18 protein-coding genes and 1 pseudogene are annotated in these 22,527 nt (G+C 66.6%); 5 read left to right on the forward strand and 14 right to left on the reverse strand.

All coding sequences use genetic code 11. The features are described 5' to 3' along the window. Positions 1-284: 284 nt before the first annotated feature. Positions 285-1,312: pseudogene (locus VAR608DRAFT_RS38480) on the reverse strand (IS630 family transposase). A gap of 86 nt (positions 1,313-1,398) precedes the next feature. Next, on the reverse strand, positions 1,399-3,339 hold the full coding sequence (locus VAR608DRAFT_RS09180; RefSeq protein ID WP_088953784.1) for an IPT/TIG domain-containing protein: 1,941 nt from the start codon (positions 3,337-3,339) through the stop codon (positions 1,399-1,401). 452 nt (positions 3,340-3,791) lie between these two features. Between VAR608DRAFT_RS09180 and VAR608DRAFT_RS09185 the strand changes: the two genes are divergently transcribed. From VAR608DRAFT_RS09185 to VAR608DRAFT_RS09195, 3 genes are all read left to right on the forward strand, one after another. Then, positions 3,792-6,215, forward strand: coding sequence for a DNA polymerase II (locus VAR608DRAFT_RS09185; RefSeq protein ID WP_172843969.1), 2,424 nt, complete (start codon positions 3,792-3,794; stop codon positions 6,213-6,215). A gap of 239 nt (positions 6,216-6,454) precedes the next feature. Then, the gene (locus tag VAR608DRAFT_RS09190) at positions 6,455-7,687 is read left to right on the forward strand and encodes an alpha/beta fold hydrolase (protein WP_088953785.1); all 1,233 of its coding nucleotides are present in this window, start codon (positions 6,455-6,457) and stop codon (positions 7,685-7,687) included. A 193-nt stretch (positions 7,688-7,880) separates the two neighbouring features. Then, a complete protein-coding gene (locus tag VAR608DRAFT_RS09195) occupies positions 7,881-8,264 on the forward strand; it encodes a glutaredoxin (protein ID WP_088953786.1) in 384 nt (127 codons plus the stop codon). 125 nt (positions 8,265-8,389) lie between these two features. Here VAR608DRAFT_RS09195 and VAR608DRAFT_RS09200 read toward each other — a convergent pair whose 3' ends face one another. The 4 genes from VAR608DRAFT_RS09200 to coxB are packed head-to-tail and all read right to left on the reverse strand — an operon-like array spanning position 8,390 to position 13,298. Further along, positions 8,390-9,700 (reverse strand): ferredoxin reductase family protein, encoded by a 1,311-nt coding sequence (locus VAR608DRAFT_RS09200; protein ID WP_088953787.1) that lies wholly within the window; start codon positions 9,698-9,700, stop codon positions 8,390-8,392. Positions 9,701-9,707: 7 nt separating this feature from the next. Next, the gene (locus tag VAR608DRAFT_RS09205; protein WP_088953788.1) at positions 9,708-10,046 is read right to left on the reverse strand and encodes a hypothetical protein; all 339 of its coding nucleotides are present in this window, start codon (positions 10,044-10,046) and stop codon (positions 9,708-9,710) included. A gap of 55 nt (positions 10,047-10,101) precedes the next feature. Next, positions 10,102-12,639 (reverse strand): cytochrome c oxidase subunit I, encoded by a 2,538-nt coding sequence (ctaD, locus tag VAR608DRAFT_RS09210; RefSeq protein WP_088953789.1) that lies wholly within the window; start codon positions 12,637-12,639, stop codon positions 10,102-10,104. After that, complete coding sequence (gene coxB, locus VAR608DRAFT_RS09215) at positions 12,636-13,298, reverse strand: cytochrome c oxidase subunit II (RefSeq protein WP_231973382.1); 663 nt, start codon at positions 13,296-13,298, stop codon at positions 12,636-12,638. Before coxB ends, ctaD begins: the two co-directional genes overlap by 4 nt. 84 nt (positions 13,299-13,382) lie before the next feature. On the opposite strand from coxB, the gene VAR608DRAFT_RS09220 reads away from it, so the two are divergent. Further along, entirely contained in the window at positions 13,383-13,892 is a 510-nt protein-coding gene (locus VAR608DRAFT_RS09220; RefSeq protein ID WP_088958697.1) for a DUF2231 domain-containing protein, read from the forward strand. Here the strand turns inward: VAR608DRAFT_RS09220 and VAR608DRAFT_RS09225 are convergent. From VAR608DRAFT_RS09225 to VAR608DRAFT_RS09235, 3 genes are all read right to left on the reverse strand, one after another. Continuing rightward, positions 13,856-14,368: a CopD family protein gene (locus VAR608DRAFT_RS09225; protein ID WP_088953791.1), complete on the reverse strand. Its 513-nt coding sequence runs from the start codon at positions 14,366-14,368 to the stop codon at positions 13,856-13,858. The genes VAR608DRAFT_RS09220 and VAR608DRAFT_RS09225 overlap by 37 nt on opposite strands. Then, a complete protein-coding gene (locus VAR608DRAFT_RS09230) occupies positions 14,365-15,090 on the reverse strand; it encodes a cytochrome c oxidase assembly protein (protein ID WP_088953792.1) in 726 nt (241 codons plus the stop codon). The genes VAR608DRAFT_RS09225 and VAR608DRAFT_RS09230 overlap by 4 nt, the downstream gene beginning before the upstream one ends. Positions 15,091-15,221: 131 nt before the next feature. Continuing rightward, a complete protein-coding gene (locus VAR608DRAFT_RS09235; protein ID WP_088953793.1) occupies positions 15,222-16,340 on the reverse strand; it encodes a hypothetical protein in 1,119 nt (372 codons plus the stop codon). A gap of 77 nt (positions 16,341-16,417) precedes the next feature. On the opposite strand from VAR608DRAFT_RS09235, the gene VAR608DRAFT_RS09240 reads away from it, so the two are divergent. Further along, a complete protein-coding gene (locus tag VAR608DRAFT_RS09240) occupies positions 16,418-18,514 on the forward strand; it encodes an O-linked N-acetylglucosamine transferase, SPINDLY family protein (RefSeq protein ID WP_088953794.1) in 2,097 nt (698 codons plus the stop codon). Here VAR608DRAFT_RS09240 and VAR608DRAFT_RS09245 read toward each other — a convergent pair. Genes VAR608DRAFT_RS09245 through VAR608DRAFT_RS09265 form a run of 5 tightly spaced genes read right to left on the reverse strand, consistent with a single transcriptional unit; the run spans position 18,504 to position 22,526 of the window. Further along, the gene (locus VAR608DRAFT_RS09245; RefSeq protein WP_088953795.1) at positions 18,504-19,601 is read right to left on the reverse strand and encodes an ABC transporter substrate-binding protein; all 1,098 of its coding nucleotides are present in this window, start codon (positions 19,599-19,601) and stop codon (positions 18,504-18,506) included. The genes VAR608DRAFT_RS09240 and VAR608DRAFT_RS09245 overlap by 11 nt on opposite strands. Positions 19,602-19,627: 26 nt before the next feature. Then, positions 19,628-20,521: an ABC transporter permease gene (locus VAR608DRAFT_RS09250; RefSeq protein WP_088953796.1), complete on the reverse strand. Its 894-nt coding sequence runs from the start codon at positions 20,519-20,521 to the stop codon at positions 19,628-19,630. Between the two features lie 12 nt (positions 20,522-20,533). Next, on the reverse strand, positions 20,534-21,334 hold the full coding sequence (locus VAR608DRAFT_RS09255; RefSeq protein WP_088953797.1) for an ABC transporter ATP-binding protein: 801 nt from the start codon (positions 21,332-21,334) through the stop codon (positions 20,534-20,536). Beyond that, on the reverse strand, positions 21,331-22,122 hold the full coding sequence (locus VAR608DRAFT_RS09260; protein WP_088953798.1) for an alpha/beta fold hydrolase: 792 nt from the start codon (positions 22,120-22,122) through the stop codon (positions 21,331-21,333). Before VAR608DRAFT_RS09260 ends, VAR608DRAFT_RS09255 begins: the two co-directional genes overlap by 4 nt. Beyond that, the gene (locus tag VAR608DRAFT_RS09265; RefSeq protein WP_088953799.1) at positions 22,119-22,526 is read right to left on the reverse strand and encodes a VOC family protein; all 408 of its coding nucleotides are present in this window, start codon (positions 22,524-22,526) and stop codon (positions 22,119-22,121) included. Before VAR608DRAFT_RS09265 ends, VAR608DRAFT_RS09260 begins: the two co-directional genes overlap by 4 nt. Between the last annotated feature and the right edge of the window lies 1 nt (position 22,527).

A 22,527-nucleotide genomic window follows, 5' to 3' on the forward strand; every position in this document is an offset into this window, starting at 1 on the left:
GCTGGTGAGAGCGGAAGTTCGCGCCCTTACTGGCGGAACGAAGGAGTGCCGTTCCGGAACCGATGCACCTGCCGGGACCGGCTCATATCCGCGCTGAAGCACTCCGCTGAGGAGGCGCCAAGATGCCCCGCGCCGTCTGAACGGTGCGGTTGAGGCCAGTCTTCTTCGTTGACACGAGCTCGCAAGGTTCGTTGGATTCAACAGCGGACAAGAACTCCATCGCGCTGAGTGCTGACCGCTCGTCTCGCTCGGGTTTCCTATTGAGGTTTCCGTAATTCATGACATCACCAAAGCGTGGCCTGCATCCAGCAAGCGGCGATGATCGAGGGGCGCTTCTGGGCACTCTTGAGCTTGTTGCGCGCGGCGCTGTGAAGCTGGGCGAGGTCGTTGGGGCAATAGTTGGCCAGCGCATGGCGCTTGAGCCAGGCCCACAGGTATTCCACCGGATTGAGGTCGGGCGCGTACGGCGGCAGGAACGCGATCTGGATGTGTCCGCCAAGGCTGTCCAGGTAGTCGCGCACCAGGCGACTGCGGTGCGCCTTCAAACCATCCCAGATGACCAGCAGCGGTTGCTTCAGGTGGGCCTTCAGCGCCTTCAGGAATTCGACAATCTCTTCCTTCTTGATGCTGCCCTCGTGCAGCCGGAACATGCAGTTGGTGCGCGTGAGTCCGGCGATGACCGAGACGTGAGTCCAGTTGAAATGGAACTGGATGATGGGTGTCTGTCCCCGGGGTGCCCAGGTGCGCACTCGGGTGGGGCGTTCGCTCAGGCCGGACTCGTCCACGAAGACGATCAGCCGTCCCTGTCGCTGGGCCTTTTTTTGAGGGCCGGCCAGGTCCTGCGTTTCCAACTGCGCACCGCCTCTTCGTTGCGCTCGATGGCGCGCTTCTCGGGCTTTTGCACACTGAAGCCCAAGCTGCCCAGAATCCGCCAGATCTGCGTCTGGCCAAAGCGCACGCCGTACATGCGCTCGATGACAGCGCCCACGCGCTTGAGCGTCCACAACTCGGTGGCAAATCCATGCTCGGTCGGGCTTTGCAGGAGGACCGCGCGCACGGCTGCCAGTTGCCCCTCATCCAACTGGGCCGGACGCCCGCGTTCGGGCACGGCTCGCAGCGCGTCGATACCGCCTTCATCGAGCAGGCGCTTCCATGTGTGCACGGTTTGCCGAGCCACCCCGACAGCCAGCGCTGCTTCGGCACAACTCTTGCCGGCCAGCAGCATTCGCCCGGCCCGCAATCGCCTCTTCGCCGCCTCGCTCAATCGCTTTTGCACCATGCCGATAGTCTCCAGCGTTGTTCCTGGAGGCATAACGCATGAGGCGCTCAACGGTTGTCATGATTTATGGAAATATCAATAGTGGGTCTCGCGGCGCAACATCCAAGGTGGCGCCGGCGTCAATGCAGCTTCTTGTATGTGAACCCGCTCGGCAGCGTGGCACTCTTTCCGTTGGCATTGGTTACCACAACATCCACGACGCCGGCCGCGTGCGCCGGGACGGCTGCCGTCAACCTCGTGCTACCAGAGACGACGACATTGGTTGCGGCGACCCCCCCAAAGACAACGGATGCGCCAGGCACGAACCCGGTTCCCTGCAGTGTCACCGTCGTTCCTGCTGATCCAGTGCCGGGAACGACATTCTTGAGGCTCAGCGATGCGTTCTTTATCCCGTAGACAGCCACCTGGCCCGACCAAGTCGCCAGATAAACCTTCCCATTGGCGACGAGCGGGGGCACGAACTTCGCAAGGTTCCCGAAACCGTCGCTTGCCGCGTTCATGGTCGTATTCCATAACTCATTGGCTACATTTCCAGCGTCAAAGGCATGCAGCACACCGGGAACAGGAGGATTGTTTTCTGCATCACCGCCTCCGGCGGTCGTCGCCCAGAGCACGCCGCTGCCCGGCGTGTCGCCATTCGCGGACAATGTGAGGATGCCCCCGGGGAAAATCTGGTTGGTGGCGTTGCCCTGCGCGCTGGGACTCGCCGCGAACGTGCTTCCATTGAAAGGGTAGGTCTTGAGTCGATCGTTCACGCCCCAGTTATAGAGAAGCGGGCCACCGTTTGCTGCCGAGCGCTGCCAGTACACGGGCCCACCGCGGAATTCGGAAGCGGAGATGCTTTCCTTCTGGACCACCTGGCTGTCCGTCGCGTTGTATTTGCCAAGATTGCTCGTGTTGAGAACGTACAGGTCGCCTGTCTTGCCGCCGCCTGCAAGAAGGCCGGTTCCGGGAATCAGCAGCGGACCGGAACTGGTGAGATCCAGGTCCTGATTGTCCAGGTAGCTCCAATTACCCGGGGTGAACCAGTCAACCAGCGTCAACGCGTTCGCCGGATCGAGTTTGAGCACGCTTTCGCTGAAGTTGTTGACGCCGTCATAACCGCTTCCGTAGGCGTTGCCCACAAAGACATAAACGAAGCCCGCGCTGTCGACCACCGGTGGCCGCCCCGATTGCCAGACTCCGCCGCCCCTGTTGCCGGTCGTGACGGTCGCAAAGACACCGCTCTGAGTGAGCGTCGTCTTGTCGTAAGCCATCATCCATCCAACATAGCCGCCGGAATATTCCAGTTCGACCGCGCCGAAACCGAAAACGACCTGGTTGCCGGAAAGCGCCAGCGAGACCCGCTGTGTCTGGTAACGTCCATCGAACGTCGATCCGCCATAGGTCGCGCTGATCTTGACGCCGGAACCTGGTCGCAGCGCGCCGCTCGTGATGTCGACGGCGTGGAGTCGGTACACCATCGTGTTGCTCTCAAGGGTGCACGCGATCAGGTACATCGTGTTGGTAGACCGATCGATGACGGGCGTACTCAAGATGCCCAGATTGCCGGTGATGTTGCGGTTCCCGGAAAACGCGAAGTTGGCGATCGGCACTGGCGTTGCACCGACGGCATTCGCAAAATTGACTGTCCAAAGCGGAGCACCGGCGACGTCCGCGTCAAACGCGTACAGCGTGTCGCTCATGGTCGCCACGTACAGGACGTTGTGCACCCCTTGATTCGAAATGGCGACGCTCGGGACATAGAGCGGTTGTGCGAAGACGACATCGTCAACCGGCAACTTGAACAACATGCCGAAGCTGCTTGAATTGACGTTCGACGTATTGAGCACGGTCTCCGAGAGGGTCGCACCCGTCGCGCCCGGATCGTATCCACGCTGGAGGACCGGAGCTTGCGCGCTTGATGGCTCGACGAATAGGAACGCCAGCGGGATTGCGACCAGCGCCAGTGCCCGACGTGCACACAAAAGCCGTTCTGTCCAAGGCGAAGGATTCAGCAGCGAATCGCTGGGCAAGTGTGCGGCCACGGTATGTCCCCTTGTACTGATGAGAACTGCCATCGGTCGATCTTCCGGGAGCACTCCAAACCGGCAACCGGCGAGCAGCAAAGTGTGCCGAAACGCAAGAAGACGTCAAGTAGCCCTCTCGACATAGACGGATGAGCGTTCTGCACTGCAGAGTTCTGACTGTTGGGAATCCATGCGGCAACACGTGCATCGCAAATTCAGAGGCTCGCCACAGGCCGATACGTCTGCCCTGGCTCAGCCGCGAGCGGCGGCGTTCGGGGAACACCCTTCCGACACGCACGTCTGTTGAAAAAATGGGCACTGTGCGCCTGCTTCGGGTAACTACTTGACATGTGGCGGTGACGACGGAGCAGGGAATTATGAATGTCCGCAGAGCGCCAGCTTGGAGTCGTCTGTGGTGGCCGACCTGGACGACTGCTAACGCTGCAGTCCCGCGGCTCAGGTCGGCGCACCTCGAAGCGGAATGCGACCGCAACCGGGCGAAAATGGCTTGTGCCCAAGCCCTGCCTCCTCTGCCATCCGTTGGTCTAGCTCTCGTGGTCCCCACCGAAATCAAGGGTTTCATCCTCACTCGCCACTGGCGTGATGTCACGGCAGGTACCGAAATCGAGTACTGGCTGGCCACAGATGCGGGGCCGAGGAAAGTGGTCCTGACCTCCCAGACATCTGTCGCATTCGTCGAAGCGAAGTACAGAGAGTCGGTCGAAACGCACCTCGCCACGATGCCGGGGCTGGAGGTGCGCGAACTCGAACTGAAGACCTTTCGCCAGCAACCTGTTGTCGGCGTCTACGCGAAGCATTTCCGCCAACTAGGTCGATTGGCACGTGCCCTCCGGGCACAGGGAATCCCTCTGCTCGAAGCCGACGTGCGCCCGCACGACCGCTTCCTGATGGAGCGGTTCATCACCGCCGGCGTGCTGGTGGAAGGAGGGAGGGCGGACCGCTCCCTCATCGTCGACTGCAAACTGAAGCCCGCGCCCGACTACCGGCCGGTGTTGAAGGTGGTGTCCCTGGACATCGAGACGAGCCAGGACGAACAGCTCTATTCCATTGCGCTGGACGGGACGGTCGACCGCGTCGTTTTCATGCTCGGCGAGCGGCCACCTGAGTCGAGCGAGCCCTCGGACTTCGCCCTCATCTATTGCCCGACCCGCAAGGCCTTGCTTGAGAAGCTCACCGATTGGTTCGAGAGGAACGACCCGGACGTCATCATCGGATGGAGCGTGATTCAGTTCGACCTGCGAGTTCTGCAAAAGGGGGCCGACGCGTGTGGGGCGCAGCTCCTTCTGGGCCGTGAGCGGCGGCCCATCGATTGGCGGACCCATCCCGGAAAGCAGGGCTATCTGTTCGCAGCCGTGCCTGGCCGAGTTGTGATCGACGGTATCGAGGCACTCAGAGCCGCGTCGAAGAGCTTTCCTTCTTTCAGCCTGGAGGCTGTCTCACAGGAGCTGCTGGGCGAGGGTAAGGCCATCGGCGATGAGTACGACAAGATGGCAGAGATTGAGCGGCGGTACCAAGAGGACAAGCCCTCGCTCGCCCTCTACAACATCCGGGATTGCGAGCTGGTCCTGCGCATCTTCGACAAGGCGAGGTTGCTGCAGTTCATGATGGAGCGAGCCCACACCACGGGTCTTCAGATGGACCACTTCGGTGGCTCCATTGCCGCGTTCAGCCACCACTATCTGCCGCGGATGCATCGCCTGGGCTACGTCGCACCGAACGTGGGCGAGATTGCGAGCAGGGCTTTCCCTGGCGGGTATGTGATGGACTCGAAGCCTGGGTTCTACGACTCGGTCGTAGTCCTGGACTACAAGAGTCTCTACCCCTCGATTATTCGAACGTTCTTGGTCGACCCTGTCGGCTTCGTAGAAGGCTCGAACACGAGCGACCCGGCCAGGGTCGTCAAGGGGCCGAAGGGCACCCTGTTCTCGCGCGAGAAGCATTGCTTGCCTGAGATCGTGACCACCCTTTGGCGGGCTCGGGACGAGGCCAAGCTCGCCAAGAACGATTCGCTGTCCCAAGCCCTGAAGCTGCTCATGAATTCCTTTGCCGGCGTGCTGGGTGCGGCCGACTGCCGCTTCTTCAATCCCCAGGTCGTCTCCGCCATCACGTTGCGGGGGCACGAGATGATGAAGCTCACGCGTACCTTCGTGGAGAAGCGGGGCTACGAGGCCATCTATGGCGACACCGATTCCATCTTCATCTGGCTCAAGCGCACCCACACCAACGAGGAAGCGCACGCCATCGCGACCAACCTGGTGAGGGACATCAACGACTGGTGGACGCGTACCCTGCGCGAGGAGCACGGCCTCGCGAACTTCCTTGAAATCGAGTTCGACACCCACTACAAGAAGTTCTTCATGCCTACCATTCGCGGGTCGGACGTTGGCAGCAAGAAGCGCTACGCGGGCCTGAGCGTGGATGCTGCGGGCAAGGAAGAGATGGTCTACCGCGGCTTGGAGATGGCCCGTAGCGACTGGACCCTGTTGGCGCGCCAATTCCAGGAAGGGCTGCTCTCACGCATCTTCCACGGCGACCCTTTCAAGGAGTTCGTAACCGACTATGCGCGCTCCACGTTGGCTGGGCAGAAGGATGACCTCCTCGTCTACCGGAAGCGGCTGCGCCATCGTCTCGATGCCTACCAGGTCAACGTGCCGCCGCAGGTCCGTGCCGCGCGCATTGCCGATGAATACAACGGTCGGGTCAACCGACCTCTGCAGTACCAGAAGGGCGGGTGGATTCAATACGTCATGACGCAGAACGGTCCGGAGCCGTTGGAGACGCGGCATTCCCGCATCGACTACGACCACTATCTGACCAAGCAGCTCCAGCCGATTGCCGATGCCATCCTCCAGCCCATGGGGGAGAATTTCATGGCGCTGACGAGCTCGCAGCAAGGTCTTTTCTGAGCCTCCCCTCAGGCTTCGAACCCTTCCCTCCGGAGGACAAGTCTCAGTGGCCAATCGTGGGCCGGCATGCTGAGACGGCACACGGCCCACAAGCAGACGTGATGTACGAGCCGCCTCAGTGACTCGCTCGCTACTCGTTGTTGCACCGCACTTTCAGCGCTACCCGAATCGAGAATGGGCCGCCGCAGGCAATCGGGTCGCGCCCGAGGCGGGCGTACGTTCGGGTTCTAATGCGAGCCATGAGTACGACCTACCGCATGCCCGGGGCAGTTTTGACCGAGCGCGAGCACTCGGTTCCCTTGGTTCACGGCGACCCGCTGCGTGGCACGATCAGCGTGTTCACGCGCGAGCTTGCTGCCCCAGACGGTCTTGATCGCCCCTACCTCGTGTTCCTGCAGGGCGGCCCAGGCTTCGAGGCCGCCCGCCCGACGAGCCCGCCCTCAGGGTGGATGGCGCGTGCCCTTACCGACTTCCGGGTCCTGCTGCTTGACCAACGGGGCACAGGGCGCTCCACGCCCGTCGGGCCAGTCATCCCAGGGACAGCGCCTGCCGACCAAGCCGAGTACCTCACGCATTTCCGCGCCGACTCGATCGTGCGCGACCTCGAACTGATCCGAGCCGAACTCGGCGTCGACCGCTGGAGCCTGCTCGGTCAGAGCTTCGGTGGATTCACCTCGCTCACCTATCTGTCGCTGGCGCCCGAGGGCCTGCGGGAGGTACTGATCACCGGCGGCCTCGCGCCGATCACGAATCGGCCGGTCGACGAGGTCTACGCGGCGACATGGGCGCGCGTATGCGAAGCGAACCAGCGCTATCACGCCCGATACCCAGGAGACCTCGATCGTTTGCGGACGATCCTGCGCCGGCTCGACGAGGAAGACGTCCGCTTGCCCAACGGCGACCGCCTCACATCGCGTCGGTTTCGGCAGACCGGGATGTGGCTCGGCGACAGCGCCGGGTTCGAACGGCTGCACCACCTGCTCGAGCTGCCCTTCGGCTCGGCGGCATTCATGGTCGACGCGCAGATGGCGTCACCCTGGGAGCGCAATCCGATCTACGCGACGCTCCATGAGTCCTCGTACGCCGACGGCGGTGCCACCCGCTGGTCGGCACACCGGCTCGCGCCCGAGGAGGCGATGACCGGCGACCTCCTCGGCGCAGAGCACGTCTTCCCTTGGATGTGGGATGACTACTCGGGCTTGCGCGCGCACCGCGAGGTGGCGCAGCTTCTGGCCCAGCATCCATGGCCGCGCCTGTACGACGCTGACCGACTCGCCCGCAATGAGGTCCCAGTGGCAGCGACCGTGTACGTCGACGATGTCTACGTGGAGCGATCATTTGCCGAGGAGACGGCCCGTGGCGTTCGTGGGCTGCGGGCCTGGGTTACCAACGAGTACGCCCACAACGGCCTGCGGGCCGATGGCGAGCGCATCGTGGGTCGCCTGCTCGACATGGTCCGCGGCCGGGCGTGAACCGATGGGCGTGGCCTTCGCGTCGCAGGCGCAGCCGTGGTTTCCGCAGTTCCAAGAGTCCCGAGTCCCCGAAGTGCCGCACGTGCGCCGGACGTGAGTAGGGCGGGGCAGCACCAGTGGCTCCGGCGGGCGTTCCAGAGGCTGACTTTCGACAGTAGGGGTAAGCTGCTTGGCAACTCCACAGAAACTATCTATGCCCCGAGCAGTCCTAGCCGAGACCCAAATTCATCCCGCTGTCCGCGACAAGATCGCCCGGCACCATTCCGCCATTGTCCACGAGGTGCAGAGCGCTGTGGCAGCGCATCCGGTCGTGGTGGTCGGCATGGGAATCAACCCATTTCCGAAGAAGGCCAAGCGTCTGCTCGAAGAAGCCGGGGTGCCCTACCACTACATCGCCTACGGCAGCTATTTCTCAAAATGGCGCGAGCGCAACGCGCTCAAGATGTGGACCGGCTGGCCAACACTGCCGATGGTGTTCGTGCGAGGCACGCTGATCGGCGGGGCCGAGGATCTGCAGAAGCTCATCGCAAGCGCCGAGTTGGCCAGGTTGGTGGCCGACTCGCCGGAGCCGAGCTGACAGAACTGGACGTTTTCGCGTGAATGTCACCCAGGCCGTGCCTACCCGATTCCACGGAGTGGCACAGTTGGATTTCCGGGTTCGGCCATGACCAGACGTTTGAGCCTGGGCCCCAGCTACTACTACTAGACAAAGCTGTACCGCTCCGAGTGGTACTTGCTGATCGGCACCTTCATCTCGGAGAGCGCCGCCTCGATCGCATCCATCATCACGTCCGGTCCGCAGATGAAATACTCGTGGTCGGCGTAGTGCGGCGGCAGGTGCCGCTTGAAGAGATCGGCGTCGATGTAGCCGGTCTCGCCGGTCCAGCCTTGGGACGGCTGCGAAAGCACGTACACCAGTGTGAGGTCGATGCGCCGCGAGAGCGCGTCGAGCTCTTCGCGGAAGGTCATCGATTCGAGGTCCTTGCCGCCGTAGAGAAGGATCAGCGGCCGCTTGTCGCCGCGATCGGCGAGCGTGCGGATCATGCTCATCATCGGGGTGATGCCGATGCCTCCCGCGATCAGAACGTGCATGTCGGCCGGATGGCCGATGGTGAAGGCGCCATACGGGCCGTCGAGATACACGCGGCGGCCCACCGGCACCTTGGCGATGCCCTGCGTGAAGTCGCCGAGGTTGCGGATCGTCATCTCGACGCGGCCGCCCTCTGCCTCGGCGCTCGACGAGAACGAGAACGGATGGCCCGTGATCCTGAAGGGGCCGCCCCAGAGCGTGAGCCAGCCGAACTGCCCGGGCCTGAAGCGCAAGCCCGCGTGGCTGTCGGGGTGCATCACCAGCGTGGTCGTGTCGCCGCGTTCGGGCCTCACTTCGGTCACTCGGTAAGGGCGGCGCAGCATGAAGAGCGGCTTGATGAGCCGCACGTAGAAGAGCAGCGCGATCCAGAAGATCGTCATGGAGATCCACAAGGCGCGCTTCCACGGGTCGGCGAGGTAGAAGCCCCAGCCGACCATGTGCAGCAGCCCGCCGCCGACCGCGGCCACCGCGAGCACGATGTGGCTCGCGTGCCAGAACTCGTAGCTGATCTTCAGCCGGACGCGCCACAGCGCCATGATCACGAGCAGCACCACCGAGCCCAGCGACAGCACCGCGAAGACCGCGCCCATCGGCACCTCGGAGAGCGACTCGGGCATGGCGAGCTTGTCCGAGCCCGCCGCGACGAGGATGGCTGGATGCACCACCACCAGCGCCACCGCGGTCAGCGAGATGCGGCGATGGAAGTGGTAGATGACGTCCTCGCCCCACGGCTCGGTGACGTGGCGAAAGCGCGCGGTGAGCCCGAACTGCAGCCCCATCATCGCAAGGCCGCTGTAGCCGAGCGCGACCGAGAACTCGGTCCAGAAATCGCGGGCGGGCGGCATCGCGCCCGCGAGCAGCGCAAGCAGTGGCGCGAGGATGAACAGCAGGTAGATGGCGGCCCAGACGGTCCGGCTGCGCATGGGGGCCTCAGATGCAGGTCGAAAGCAGCAGCGGCGGCCCGAGCACGAGCACCGTGCTCGCGAACGCCGTGATGACGGTCCAGAGGATGGCTTCGTACAGGAAGCTGCCGGTGCTGCCGGTGGCGGGGTCCGGACGTCCGCGCGCGAACTTGCTCCACATCCAGCCGATCACGACCAGGTGCGCGATGAACACCAGCATGAGGCTCCAGCGCAGCGCGCCCGTCGGCCAGCCGAAGGCGCAGCCGATGGCATGCAGCGCATAGAGCACCACCAGCGCCACGCACCAGACGATGAAGGCCGCCGCAAGCCACCACACGCGGCCGGGCGGCACGAGGACTGCGTTCATTGGGGAACCTCCGCGCAGCAGCGCTTCGGGATTCGCCTTGGGGCGGCCCGGCGGCTCATGGCCGGGCTCCCAGAACGCTCACCAGCGCCGGCAGCGCGAGCACCAGGCCGATCGCGATGATGCCGGTGACCAGGGTGTAGTCCAGCCAGAGGCGCGTCAGCCGCAGGTCGTTGAAGCGGCGCGGCGAGATGTAGCCGTTGCCGATGCGCTGGGCATTGCTGACGAGGAACAGCAGGCCCACGCCGGCATGCAGCACCACGTAGCCGAGCAGCACGCAGGCGGTCGAACCCAGGGCGTGCCGGCTCGGATCGGGTGTCACACCCATGATGAGCTGCACCACCTGCGAGATGGCCGCGAGCAGCGCGATCGCGGTGAGGCCCAGCCAGCCCCAGGGCTTGCCGCCGCGCTGCACGATCTTGAGCGAGCTGCGCGCCGTCGCCACGGCGACCACGAGGCAGGCGACCGCGCCGAAGGCCAGCCTCTTGCCCGGCTCGGGCGGCGTCATCTTCTGCCAGTCGGCGCCGGCGAGCCAGAGATAGAAAGTGCCGAACACCAGCGAGGTGAAGAGCGTGCCGTCGGCCACCAGGGCGCAGATCAGCGACAGCCACGAAGGCGCACTCGACGATTCGGTGTGCGGCGGCACCTCGACGCCGCGGCCTACCGGCAGCGGACCGTAGTCGCGCGGCAGCCCCGCATGGCGCGCGCCGTGGACGAACAGGCCCAGCGTGACCAGCGCGAGCGCCGCCGACACCCAGTAGGCCTTGAACAGGAAGCCCAGCACCACGCCCGCGGTGACGATCGCCGTGACCAGCGGCAGATAGGTCGCATTCGGCAGCACGATCAGTTGCTCGGGCTTGCCGCTGGTCGCATGCACGCCGAGCGCTTCCTGCCAGCCGTTGCGCGAGAAGCCCAGGTAGCCTTCGCCGCGCGCGAGGGCGAGGGCGAGGGCGCTCTTCGCCACGCCTTCGGTCTCCGGCCCCACGTGCGGGATCGATGCGAAGGCGTAGGGCGCCGGCGGAATCGGCATCGCCCACTCGAGGGTCTGCGCCTGCCACGGGTCGCGCCGCACGCGTCGGCCGTGGCGAAGCTGCACGACGAGGTCGATCACCAGCAGCCCGAAGCCGATCGTCATCACGAAGCCGCCGATCGACGACAGCAGGTTGAGCCAGTTCCAGCCCTCGTCGCCCTGGTAGGTGTAGATGCGCCGCGGCATGCCCATGAGGCCGGTGAGGTGCATCATGAAGAAGGTCATGTTGAAGCCGATGAAGATCAGCCAGAACGCGGGCACCGCAAGGCGGTGCACCGCGGTGCGCCCGGTGAGCAGCGGCATCCAGTAGTAGACCGCGGCCATCATCGGGAAGGCGAGCGCGCCGGCCACCACGTAATGCATGTGCGCGACCACGAAGTAGGTGTCGTGCGCCTGCCAGTCGAACGGCACCATCGCGAGCATCACGCCGGTGAGGCCGCCCATCGCGAAGACGAAGAAGAAGCCGAAGATGTAGAGCATCGGCACGTCCCAGCGCGCCTTGCCGTGCGACAGCGTCGCGAGCCACGCGAAGACCTGCACCGCGGTCGGCACCGCCACGATCGCCGAACCGGCCGAGAAGAAGGCGAGCGCGAGGTGCGGAATGCCCACCGTGAACATGTGGTGCACCCAGATGCCGAAGCTCAGGAAGGCGAGCGCGATGATCGCGACCACGATGATCGGGTAGCCCACCAGCTCGCGCCTGGCGAAGACCGGGATGATGGTCGACAGCACGGCCCCCATCGGCAGGAAGATGATGTAGACGTCCGGGTGGCCGAACAGCCAGAACAGGTGCTGCCACAGGAGCGAATCGCCGCCGCGCGTCGGGTCGAAGAAGGGCAGGCCGAAGGCGCGCTCGATCTCCAGCAGGATCGAGCCGAGGATCAGCGGCGGGAAGGCGACGATCATCATCAGCGCGGTGACGAGGATGTACCAGCCGAAGATCGGCATCCGGTCGAGCGACATGCCGGGCGCGCGCATCTTGAGCACCGAGACCACGATCTCCATCGCGAGCGAGAGCGCCGAGATCTCGACGAAGGTGATGCCGAGCAGCCAGATGTCCGCGTTGCGGCCCGGCGTGAAGACGCTGGAGCTGAGCGGCGTATACATGAACCAGCCGCCGTCCGGCGCCACGCCGAGGATCAGCGAGGCGGTGACGATCGATGCGCCGAAGAGGTAGCACCAGTAGCCGTAGGCCGTGAGGCGCGGGAACGCGAAGTCGCGCGTGCAAAGGATCTTCGGCGTGAGGTAGACGGCGAAGCTCTCCACCATCGGGATCGCGAAGAAGAACAGCATCATCGACCCGTGCATGGTAAAGACCTGGTTGTAGGTCGCCGGGTCGAGAAAGCCCGAATGCGGCGTCGCGAGCTGCACGCGCGTCAGCATGCCCAGCACGCCGGCGACGAGGAAGAACACGAAGGACGTGATGAACATCCGCATGCCGATGACCGAGTGGTTCACCGAGGACAGCCGCTGCCAGCCCGGGCCGGTCGACCAGATCCGATGCAACTCCCGGTGCAGCCGCAGCGCCTTCGCGCCTTCGGGCCGTGGATCGACGGGTTCGCTCATTTCCTTGCCTCCGGTGCCGCGCGCGCCTGTTCGAGTGCGGCCGAGAACTCATCCGGCCGATACACGATCACGCCGAAACGCATCCCTGCGTGGCCGAGTCCGCAGAACTCGTCGCAGGTGCCCTCGTAGCGCCCGGGCTGGTCGGCCTGGATGCGCAGGCGGTTGACCCGGCCGGGCACCGCATCGAGCTTGCCGGCGAAGCGCGGCACCCAGAAGGCGTGGATCACGTCCTTGCTCGTCACCACCATGTCGACCGGCGTGCCCGCGGGCAGGAGCAGCATGTTGCGTGTCTCGATGCCCCCGTGGTCGGGATAGCGGAAGGTCCAGTTCCACTGCGCCGCGACCGCCTCGACGCGCTGCGCTGTCGCGCTGCCGGGCAGGGGCAGAAGACGCTCGCCGGTGACCAGGCCGTAGGCCAGCAGCGGCAGCAGGACGATCGCGGGCAGCACCAGGCCGCCGAGCACGACCCAGCGCGTGGGCGACACGCTGGAGCCCCAGCCCGGACGCCGGACGACCTGGATGAAGATGCCCACGACCAGCAGGAAGAGCAGCGCCGAGCCGATCAGCATCACCCACCATAGGGTGGCGATCGAGGCGGCCGCGGGGCCCGAGGGATCGAGCGTCGACAGCGGCCCGCGGCAGCCCGACAAGGAGGCCACCAACGATCCGGCTTGGAGCGCAGCGCGCCTGCGGCTAGGATGGCCGCGCATCGACAACGGCATGCGTTTCAAAGGAGAAGAACCATGGCGAACAAAGGCAACGCGAGCTCGCCCAGGAGCGAAGTCCTGCTCGAGCTCCAGCGTCTCGATGTCGGTTCCGCCGTCGCGCTGGTCGGCCATCCGATCCACGTGATGCTGGTGCACTTCCCGGTCGCCTTCGTGGTGGCGACGCTCGGTGTCGATGTCTTCTACTGGTGGTCGGGCGACCCTTTCTGGCTGCGTGCAGGGCTCTGGGCGGCCGGCATGGCCTTCTGGAGCGGCGTGGCCGCGAGCCTCGTCGGCACCGGCGAGCTGCTGCTGGTGCGCGGCATCCGGGCGCACGAGGCCAGCTGGTCGCATGCGGTCGCGGCAATGACGCTCGTCGCCATCGCGGGCGCGAGCTGGGGCGTGCGCTTGACCGACCCCGCCTCGGTCCTGCCGCACGGGCTGGTGCTGTCGGTGCTGGCCTCGGTCATGGGGGGCTTTGCCGGCTGGCACGGGGGCAAGCTGGTGTTCGATCATGGCATCGGCATCCTGGTGTCGCCGAAGGACTGATGCCACAGGCGCGAGAGTCCGCCGGGCTCGAAGAGCCGCGCCGCGAACTGGTTCGAGTCGATGTGCGGCTTGGCGAGCACCACCCAGACGATGGCGGTGATCAGCACCAGATACGCCACCGTGAGCGTCACGAACGAGAGGCGGCCGAAGCGTCCCGTGGGCAGGAAGAGCTGGTGCATCACGAGGCCCGCGACCACGTGCAGCATCGCCATCAAGCCGACGAACACCATCTTGATGGAGAACCATTCGACGAAGGTCGTCTGCAGGAAGATGAGCAGGGTGCCGCTCGCGATGGCGATGAAGGCGGCCGGCGAAGTCAGGTCGACATAGACCAGCCGCGTCACCCTGTGCAGGCGGTCGAGCTCCGCCCCCGGCGCAAGCAGGCGGCGCTCCCGGAACAGGAAGGGCAGGGCGATCAGGCCGCCCGACCACACCGCGATGGCGGCCAGGTGGACGAACTTGAGAAAGGTCGTCACAGCGCGGGCTCGCTGTGCCGAAGACTGGCCCACGCCATGGACAGGCCCACGCCCAGGTAGGGCAGCATCGCCGGCACCCACATCAGCAGCCCGGCGAGTTGCTGGTCGGCCAGCGGCGCGAGGCCCCACGGCAGCGTGCTCGCCAAGTGCACCGGATAGAGCGGCACCGACGCGAAGACGATCACCGCGCCGAGCAGCCCCATCTGCGCGATCGTCGCGACGAGCGCCAGCAGCGCCGGGCCGCAGGACTGGGCCGGCGCCAGGATCGCGCGCCACATGAGCCATGCGCTGCCGAGGAGCGAAAGCTGCATCAGCCAGTAGGCCGGCACGCTCGCGAGGCCCCAGGCATAGGGGCCCGGGGCATGCCACAGCCACAGGATGACGGCATGCGCGGCCACCACCATCGCGAGCGGCGGATGGCCGAGACCACGCAGCGGGAACGCCCGCGCCAGAAGCGGCGCCACCGCCGCGACGAGCACGACGTGATGGAACACGCGCGCCGAGAACAGTGCGGACGAGAGCGCGCACAGCGGCGAGACGAACACCAGGAACATCAGCGCCACGGCGCCCCAACCGGCCCGGGCATCGGATGAACGGCCGCTGCCGATGACTGCGCACAGCACGGCCAGCACGGCGACGAGCAGGGGATCGCCGTTCCAGCGGAACCAGAGGTTGTCCGGAAGCGCTGCCGGACCGCAGTAGGCGATCAGGAAGTCGGGCATCGTGGTCTCCTTCCTCCTTCGGCTCGTCGCGACGACGCGGCGCCGCTTGGCGAATTCGCCGCAGGATAGGCGCTGTGCGGCCGGCGCTCAAGCACCGAGCGTTTGCGTTGACAAACTTTGCGCGCGGTGACCTATGGACCTGCCCCGTCGGGAAGCCCCAGCTTGGTCCGGATGGCGCGGGCGGTGAAGGTGGTCCTCATCCCGAGCAACCCGGAGACCTCGGCATCGCTCATGCCGTCCCGGATCAGCCGTGCGGCGTAGGCGTTGCGCACCAGCTGCGGGCCGTGGAACGCGGCCTCGTGGCCCAGCGATTCGAGCGTGCGCTTGACGCAGCTCGTGATCACGCGCTCGGCCAGATCGGGCGCCACCGGGCTGCAGGCGTCGCCGAGCCCGCCGCCGACCAGCTCTGCCGACATGACCCTGTCCGCCTGGCCCAGGAAGAGCCGGTTGGACCGCCGGCCGTCCTCGGCGCGGGCGCGGCGCGTCTGCACGATGCGCAGGCCGCGGCGTGCGTCGAGCCAGCCCTGCATCGCCCGCGCCAAGAGCGGCCGGCCGACCAGCGGCCGCGTCACCACCTGCCGATGCCCCGGGGACCGGATCAGCACCGTGCCGTCCGGCTGGATCGTGACGTTGCGCGGGATCAGCTTGCAGATCTCGGACAGCTTCAGCCCGCACTCGGCGACGATGAGCCGCAGGGCGAGGTTGCGCGCCGGTGTCCATGCGCGCGGCAACTCGGCGCGCTCTTCCCTGAACATCCGCAGCGCGGTCTTTTCGTAGGCCTTGAGGAAGCCGGGCCCGGGGGGCAGCGGCGGATCGGTCTCGAACTGGGACTCGGGCGCGCGGCGTTTCCGGGCCAGCACCGTCGCCGCCGGATTGGCATCGAGGATGCCGATCGCATGCAGGTGCGTGAACACGCGGTCGATCTCGGCCAGGTAGGTGCGCATGGTGCGAACGCTGGCCGGTGCGCCATGCCGTCCCTCCAGCGACTTGAGGAAGGCCTCGATATGCGTCTGCCGGACCGCGTCGAGCTTGAGCGAGCGGCCGGCCAGCCAGCGGCAGAACTTGCCCCAGAACGACTGGTAGAGCTTGTTGCTGTGCTCGGCGTAGAGCGGTGCATCGGCATCGGCGGCCGAGGCGTCCCGCTTCCAGCTCAGCGTCGAGCGCCAGCGGCGGTGCGCTTCGACGGGGTCTTGCAGCCACGGCAACGGGTCGCCGGCGGTCTCGGTGGTGAAGGCGTAGGTGCGGGCCATGGCGCGGTATATCATGAATGATGGCGTGATGCCAGGACGCCGACCGCGGCGGTCTCTCGTGCGCGAGAATCGTCGCCATGCCGAGCGCTCCTTCTCCCTTACTCGTCCAGGCCGAACAGCTGTTCCGATCGGGCCGCGCGCCTCAGGCCGAAGCCATGCTGCGCACCATCGTCGACAAGGCGGACGCCCCGGCGCGTGCCTTCGAACTCCTCGCCTTCATCCGCGGCAACCAGGGCGACCTGGCAGGCTGCGAGCATTGCCTTGCACGCGCGGTCGCCTTGCCCGGTTGCTCCGCCGAAGCGCACTTCTATCTGGGCCGCGTGCGCCTGCAGCGCGGCAGCGCGCGCGAAGCCATCGCCTGCTTCGAACGCGCGATCCGCGAGGCCGGCGAGTTCTTCGAAGCGCTGCATGAAATCGGCGTCGCCCGCAGCGCGACGGGCGACCACGCGCTCGCGCTCGCGGCGTTCGAGCGCGCGGCGCGCATCAACGATCGCGTGCCCGAGCTCCAGCTCAATCTCGGAAGCAGTCTGCTGGCGCTGCAGCGTCCGCAGCAGGCCGTGGTGCACTTCGAGCGCGCGCTGAAGCTTAAGCCCCAGCTCGCGCGCGCCTGGTCCGAGCGCGCCATGGCGCTGGCCGAGCTCGGCCGGCTGGACGATGCGCTCGCGAGCTGCGATAGGGCGCTGCAGTTCGCGCCGCAGGATGTGTATGCAGCGATGAACCAGGTCGCGCTGCTCGAACGCGCCGGCCGGAAGGAGGCCGCGCGCGACGCCCTGTCGCTTCTTGCGCGGCTGCCCGCCGACACCGGGCACCTGCGCGGCTACTGGCTGCACGACCGCATGCTCGCCTGCCGCTGGGATGGCTTCGCATCGCTCCTGGACGAAACCTGCCGGCGCGTTCTGGCCGGGGAGCAGGCGGCCGAGCCCTTCGCCTTGCTGCCGACCGGCGCCGACCCGGCGGTGCTGCTGGCCTGCGCCAGACGCTACGCCCAGGACCACGCGGTCCCGGCACAGGCAGTCGCAGCAGCGCCGCGCGACGCGGCCCCGCGCCGCCTGCGCATCGGCTACTTCTCGTCCGGCTTCGGACCGCATCCGACCTCGCAGCTCGTCGTGCGCCACTTCGAGTGCCACGACCGCGCGCGCTTCGAATGCTTCGGCTTCTCGTTCGGCCCGCCGATCTCGGACCCGCTGGGCCGGCGCGTCATGCAGTCTCTGGAGCACTTCGCCGAGGTGGCGAACCAGGACGATGCGCAGATCGCGGCCCTGGCGCGCGAAGCGGGCATCGACATCGCGATCGACCTCAACGGCTACATCGAAGGCTCGCGGCCCGGGATCTTCGCCCGCCGCGCCGCGCCGCTGCAGGCCGGCTACCTCGGCTTCCCCGGTACGATGGGCGCGGACTTCATCGACTACATCCTTGCCGATGCCGTGGTGATCCGGCCCGAGGACCAGCGCTTCTACAGCGAGAAGGTCGTGCGGCTCCCCGGCTCGTACCAATGCAACGACGAGCTCGGCGCGATCGAGCCCTGCATGCTCACGCGCGAGGCCGCGGGCCTGCCGGCAGACGGCTTCGTGTTCGCCTGCTTCAACAACAACTACAAGATCACGCCCGACCTCTTCGAGGTGTGGATTCGCCTCCTGTCCGCCGTGCCCGGCAGCGTCCTGTGGCTGCTGGAAGGCCACGCGGGCGCGCCGGCCTCGCTCGCGACCGAGGCGCGTGCGCGCGGCGTCGACCCGTCGCGCATCGTGTGGGCGAAGCGGACGTCGCATGCGGAGCATCTGGCACGCCACGCGCTGGCGGACCTGTTCCTCGACACCTTCCACTACAACGCCCACACCACCTGCAGCGATGCCCTGCGCGCCGGGCTGCCCGTGCTCACGCTCGAGGGAAAGACCTTCGCGGCGCGCGTGGCCGCGAGCCTGCTCGGCGCAATGGGGCTGCACGAGCTCGTGACGCACGACGCCCCGTCCTACGAGTCGCGCGCGCTCGAACTCGCGGGTTCGCCCGAGCGACTCGCGGCGGTTCGCAGCAGGCTGCTTCAAGCGCGCGGGCCCAGCGGCGTTTTCGATGCGCAACGCTTCACGCGCCATTTCGAGGCCGCCTGCGAGGCCATGTGGGCGCGTCACGCGGCGGGCCTGCCGCTCGAGGACATCGACGTAGGCGGCCTCAGAGCCTGAACGACTTCGCCATCTCCACCACCGCCTGCCGGTCGAAGGCATTGATGTCGTCGATCAGCTCGTTGCTGAAGAGGCGATTCGGGTCGCCCAGCTCTTCGGCCAGCTTCGGGTTCTTGCTGCTTTCGGCGGCCAACTCGATGTTCGCCTTCCACTCGGCCAGCGACGATGCGCCCATGCGCGGGTCCGGATCGTCGGGCCGGCGCATCCAGCTGTTCCTGCGGTCCTTGAGGATGAAGGCGAGCTCCTTGCGCGCCTCGTCCTCGCTGCGGCCCTTGGGCCGGCTTTCGGGGTACACCGCCCAGTGCAGGTCGATCGCCGCCTCGAGGTTTGCATGCGAGAAGATCGTCGACTTGGCGATGCCCTGGAACAGCGCCACGAGCGACTTGCGTTCTTCCTTCAGCAGCTTGCGCGGCACGCAGATCCAGCCCGATCCCACCTGCGCGAACTTCGGCGCGAGCGGCACGTAGCGCAGCTTGGTCCCCACCAGCTCGATGCGCGCGGCGGCGGTGTCGAAGGCCACCATCGCATCCACGCGGTCGTTGTCGATCGCCGCGCCCGCCGGTGCGCCGTCGCCGATCGCGATGTACTCGCACTTGTCGTCCTTCAGGCCCAGTTCGGCCAGCATGGCCCGGGTGACCACGATGCCGGTGTCGCCCTGGCTGCGCACCCCGATGCGCTTGCCCGCGAGGTCCGCCGCCGACTTGATCGGGCTGCCCGGCTTCACCACGATCACGTTCGCATTGCGCGGCAGCCACTTGTAGACGCTCACCAGGTCGAGCGACGGGTCCTTCGCCATTGCCGGCAGCAGCAGGCCCGGCACCGCGGGGCCGAAATCCGCGTGCCCGGCGCGCAGGCTCTGCAGCGCCTGCGTCATGCTCGACATGTTGACGTACTCCACGTCCACGCCGTTCGGCTTGTAGAAGTCGAGCTTGGGATGCTGGCCCGCGGTGACGAAGCACTGCTGCGGGTCGTTCACCGCCGCGGTGTTCGCCACCTTCATCACGCGCACGCTCTGCGCGATGGCCGGCAGGCATCCGGCGAATCCAAGGGCACCGAGGCCCAGACCGAAATCACGTCGCGTCAACATGGTCCACTCCTTCCAGAAAGAATCCTTCAGACATTCACCGTCCGCTGCGAGGTGTCGGCCGGCATCCAGTGCAGCACGCGGCGCTGGATGCGGCGCAGCAGGCTGGTGAGCGCGATGCCGATCACCGACAGCACCACGCACACCGCGAAGCTGCCACCGGTGTCGGCCTGCGCTTCCATCTGCAGGATCAGCACCCCGAGCCCCGCCTGCGCGCCGACGAATTCGCCGACCACCGCACCCACCACGCTGAAGGCCGCGGCCATGTTCAGCCCCGCGAAGATGTACGGCAGCGCGCTCGGGAACTTGGCCTTGCGGAAGATCTGCCAGCGCGTCGCCGAGAGCGAGCGCAAGAGGTCGATGCGGTCCGGGTCCACCGCCTTGAAGCCTGCGATGCTGGTCACCAGCACCGGGAAGAAGGTGAGCAGGCAGATGATCATCACCTTCGAGCCGATGCCGAAGCCCAGCCAGACGACGATGATCGGCGCCACCGCCACCTTGGGAACGCTCTGCAGCGCGGCGACGTAGGGCTCCAGCAGCGCTTCGAGCTTCGGCATCTGCGACACCACGATGCCGATCGCGAGGCCGACGCCGCTGCCGATGAGAAAGCCCAGCAGGATCTCGGCCACGGTCACGCCGCCGTGGTACCAGAAGCCGTCCTTCGCGAGCGGCCCGGTCGCCAGGCCGCGCCACAGCGCGACCGCGATGTCGCTCACGGGCGGCACGAGGTGCTGCGGCACCTTGAAGAATCGCACGGCCGCTTCCCAGGCGCCGAGCAGCGTGACGAGCAGCAGGATCGACTGCACCCGCGTCGATGCGAGCGGATGGATGCGGCGCGTGCGCCTGGCCTTCGCCTGGCTCGGGGCGTGGGCCTCGGGTGGCGCAATCGAATCGGTGCTGGTGGTGAGCATGGCGGTGGTCATGAAAGGCCCCTTTCAGTCGAAGGAAGCGGCATGCGAGAAGCGCTCGCGGATCGATGCCGATGCGGCGGCGAACGCGGGATGCGTCATCACCTCCATCGCGCGCGGGCGCGGCAGGTCGATGGGCAGCACGCGCTCCAGCGTGCCGGGACGCGGCGACATCACGAACACCCTGTCGCCGAGGAACACCGCCTCGGGAATCGAGTGCGTGATCAGCACCACCGTCTTGCCGCTTTCCATCCAGATGCGCTGCAGTTCGAGGTTCATGCGCTCGCGCGTCATCGCATCGAGCGCGCCGAAGGGCTCGTCCATCAGCAGGATCTTCGGGTCGTGCAAGAGCGCCCGCGCGATCGAGGCGCGCTGCTGCATGCCGCCGCTCAACTGGCGCGGCAGCTTGTGCTCGAAGCCGTCGAGCCGGACCATGTGCAGCAACTGCATCGCACGCTCGCGCGCCTGCTTCATCGGGATGCCGAGCACCTCGGCCGGCAGCATCACGTTCTCGAGGATGGTGCGCCACGGCAGGAGGATCGAACTCTGGAACACCACACCCACGTCGCGCCGCGTGCCGCGGATCGGCTGGCCGTCGAGCACCACGCGGCCGATGCCGTAGTCGAGCAGCCCCGCGAGGATGCGCAGCAGCGTGCTCTTGCCGCAGCCGCTCGGGCCGACGATGGTCACGAAGCTGCCCTGCTCGATGCTGCAGTCGATGTCCTTCAGCGCGAGCACGCCTTCGCCGCCGTCGCCGAAGTGCTTCGAAAGCCCCTCGATGCGGATGTAGTCGGGCCGGCCCCGCGAGCGTTCGCTGGTCGTGTTCATGCCTTGGCTCCTTCGGGATGGAGGAAGCGGACGATGTGATGCGCGAGCACCTCCGGCGCCTGCATCGCGGTCACGTGGCCGACCGCGGGCAGCAGCACCGCATCGGCGCCACGGATGCGCCCGGCCATCGCTAGCGTCACGCTCGGCGGCACCACGCGATCGAGTTCGCCGGCCAGCACCAGCGTGGGCGCGACGATGTCGGCCACGCCCCGTTCGAGCGTGGTCTGCACGGTCGCGGCGCGCCGCGCGGACCGCGCCGATTCGGGCCGCGCATTCGCGAACACGCGCCGCAGTTCCGGCCGCTGCTTGAGGAAGGCTTCGGGGAAGAACCAGGTCGCCAGTTCCTCGGCAGTGCCCGGCAGGTCGCGCCGCAGCTCGGCTAGCCGCCGCGCATCCGGGCACAGCTCCTCGTAGGGCCTCGGCAGCGGCCAGGTGCTGCCCAGCACGAGATGGTCGACCGAACGCGGATGCAGCAGCGCCAGCGCCTGCGCCACCCGGCCGCCGAAGGAGGAGCCGAACACATGCGCCCGCCTGAATCCCAGCGCCTTGATGAGGAGCTGCGCATCGTTCGCGAGATCCGCGAGTGTCGATGCGCGCTCCGGGCCTTCGGTTTCGCCGCAGTCGCGCTGGTCGCAGGCGATCACGGTGAAGTGCTTCGACAGATGCGGCACCAGCGACGCGAACATCTGCCGCGAGGCTTCGGCGCCATGCATCAGCACGAGCGGCGCACCGTCGCCTTCGCGATCGAAGGCGATGCGCAGCTCGCCGGCCTGCACGAAGTGCGTCATGCGGCGCTCCCTTCTTCCTCAGCCATCCAGAAGGTCAGCTCGATCTTGAGACCGCGCGGGTCGTGGAGGAAAAGCTGGTGCATCGCCCAGCCCGGAATCGGCGCCTCGGCGAAGGGCACGCCCAGTGCGCGCAGGTGCTCGCGCATCTCGGCGAGTCCGCGCGAACGGAACGAGATGTGATCGACGTGGCCCGTGACCGGCTGCACCGGTTCGTCGGGCGTCGACAGATGCGCGTAGAGGTGCACGATCGGCTGGCCGTCCGCATAGAGCCAGGCGCCGGGCGCCGGGATCTCCGGCCGCGCGCCGACGGAAAGGCGCATCACGCGCGTGTAGAAGTCCACCAGCGGCGGCAGCTCGTCCGGCGTGCAGCGGATCGTGAAGTGGTGCAGGGCGGTGACCGGCATG

The organism is Variovorax sp. HW608, assembly GCF_900090195.1.
GTDB lineage: Bacteria > Pseudomonadota > Gammaproteobacteria > Burkholderiales > Burkholderiaceae_C > Variovorax.

Excerpts from the sequence above, each read along its gene's own strand:
- VAR608DRAFT_RS09180 (WP_088953784.1), bottom strand. The coding sequence starts at position 3,339 with ATGGCAGTTCTCATCAGTACAAGGGGACATACCGTGGCCGCACACTTG.
- VAR608DRAFT_RS09185 (WP_172843969.1), top strand. The coding sequence starts at position 3,792 with ATGGCTTGTGCCCAAGCCCTGCCTCCTCTGCCATCCGTTGGTCTAGCT.
- VAR608DRAFT_RS09190 (WP_088953785.1), top strand. The coding sequence starts at position 6,455 with ATGAGTACGACCTACCGCATGCCCGGGGCAGTTTTGACCGAGCGCGAG.
- VAR608DRAFT_RS09195 (WP_088953786.1), top strand. The coding sequence starts at position 7,881 with ATGCCCCGAGCAGTCCTAGCCGAGACCCAAATTCATCCCGCTGTCCGC.
- VAR608DRAFT_RS09200 (WP_088953787.1), bottom strand. The coding sequence starts at position 9,700 with ATGCGCAGCCGGACCGTCTGGGCCGCCATCTACCTGCTGTTCATCCTC.
- VAR608DRAFT_RS09205 (WP_088953788.1), bottom strand. The coding sequence starts at position 10,046 with ATGAACGCAGTCCTCGTGCCGCCCGGCCGCGTGTGGTGGCTTGCGGCG.
- ctaD (WP_088953789.1), bottom strand. The coding sequence starts at position 12,639 with ATGAGCGAACCCGTCGATCCACGGCCCGAAGGCGCGAAGGCGCTGCGG.
- VAR608DRAFT_RS09220 (WP_088958697.1), top strand. The coding sequence starts at position 13,383 with ATGGCGAACAAAGGCAACGCGAGCTCGCCCAGGAGCGAAGTCCTGCTC.
- VAR608DRAFT_RS09230 (WP_088953792.1), bottom strand. The coding sequence starts at position 15,090 with ATGCCCGACTTCCTGATCGCCTACTGCGGTCCGGCAGCGCTTCCGGAC.
- VAR608DRAFT_RS09235 (WP_088953793.1), bottom strand. The coding sequence starts at position 16,340 with ATGGCCCGCACCTACGCCTTCACCACCGAGACCGCCGGCGACCCGTTG.
- VAR608DRAFT_RS09240 (WP_088953794.1), top strand. The coding sequence starts at position 16,418 with ATGCCGAGCGCTCCTTCTCCCTTACTCGTCCAGGCCGAACAGCTGTTC.
- VAR608DRAFT_RS09245 (WP_088953795.1), bottom strand. The coding sequence starts at position 19,601 with ATGTTGACGCGACGTGATTTCGGTCTGGGCCTCGGTGCCCTTGGATTC.
- VAR608DRAFT_RS09250 (WP_088953796.1), bottom strand. The coding sequence starts at position 20,521 with ATGACCACCGCCATGCTCACCACCAGCACCGATTCGATTGCGCCACCC.
- VAR608DRAFT_RS09255 (WP_088953797.1), bottom strand. The coding sequence starts at position 21,334 with ATGAACACGACCAGCGAACGCTCGCGGGGCCGGCCCGACTACATCCGC.
- VAR608DRAFT_RS09260 (WP_088953798.1), bottom strand. The coding sequence starts at position 22,122 with ATGACGCACTTCGTGCAGGCCGGCGAGCTGCGCATCGCCTTCGATCGC.
- VAR608DRAFT_RS09265 (WP_088953799.1), bottom strand. The coding sequence starts at position 22,526 with ATGCCGGTCACCGCCCTGCACCACTTCACGATCCGCTGCACGCCGGAC.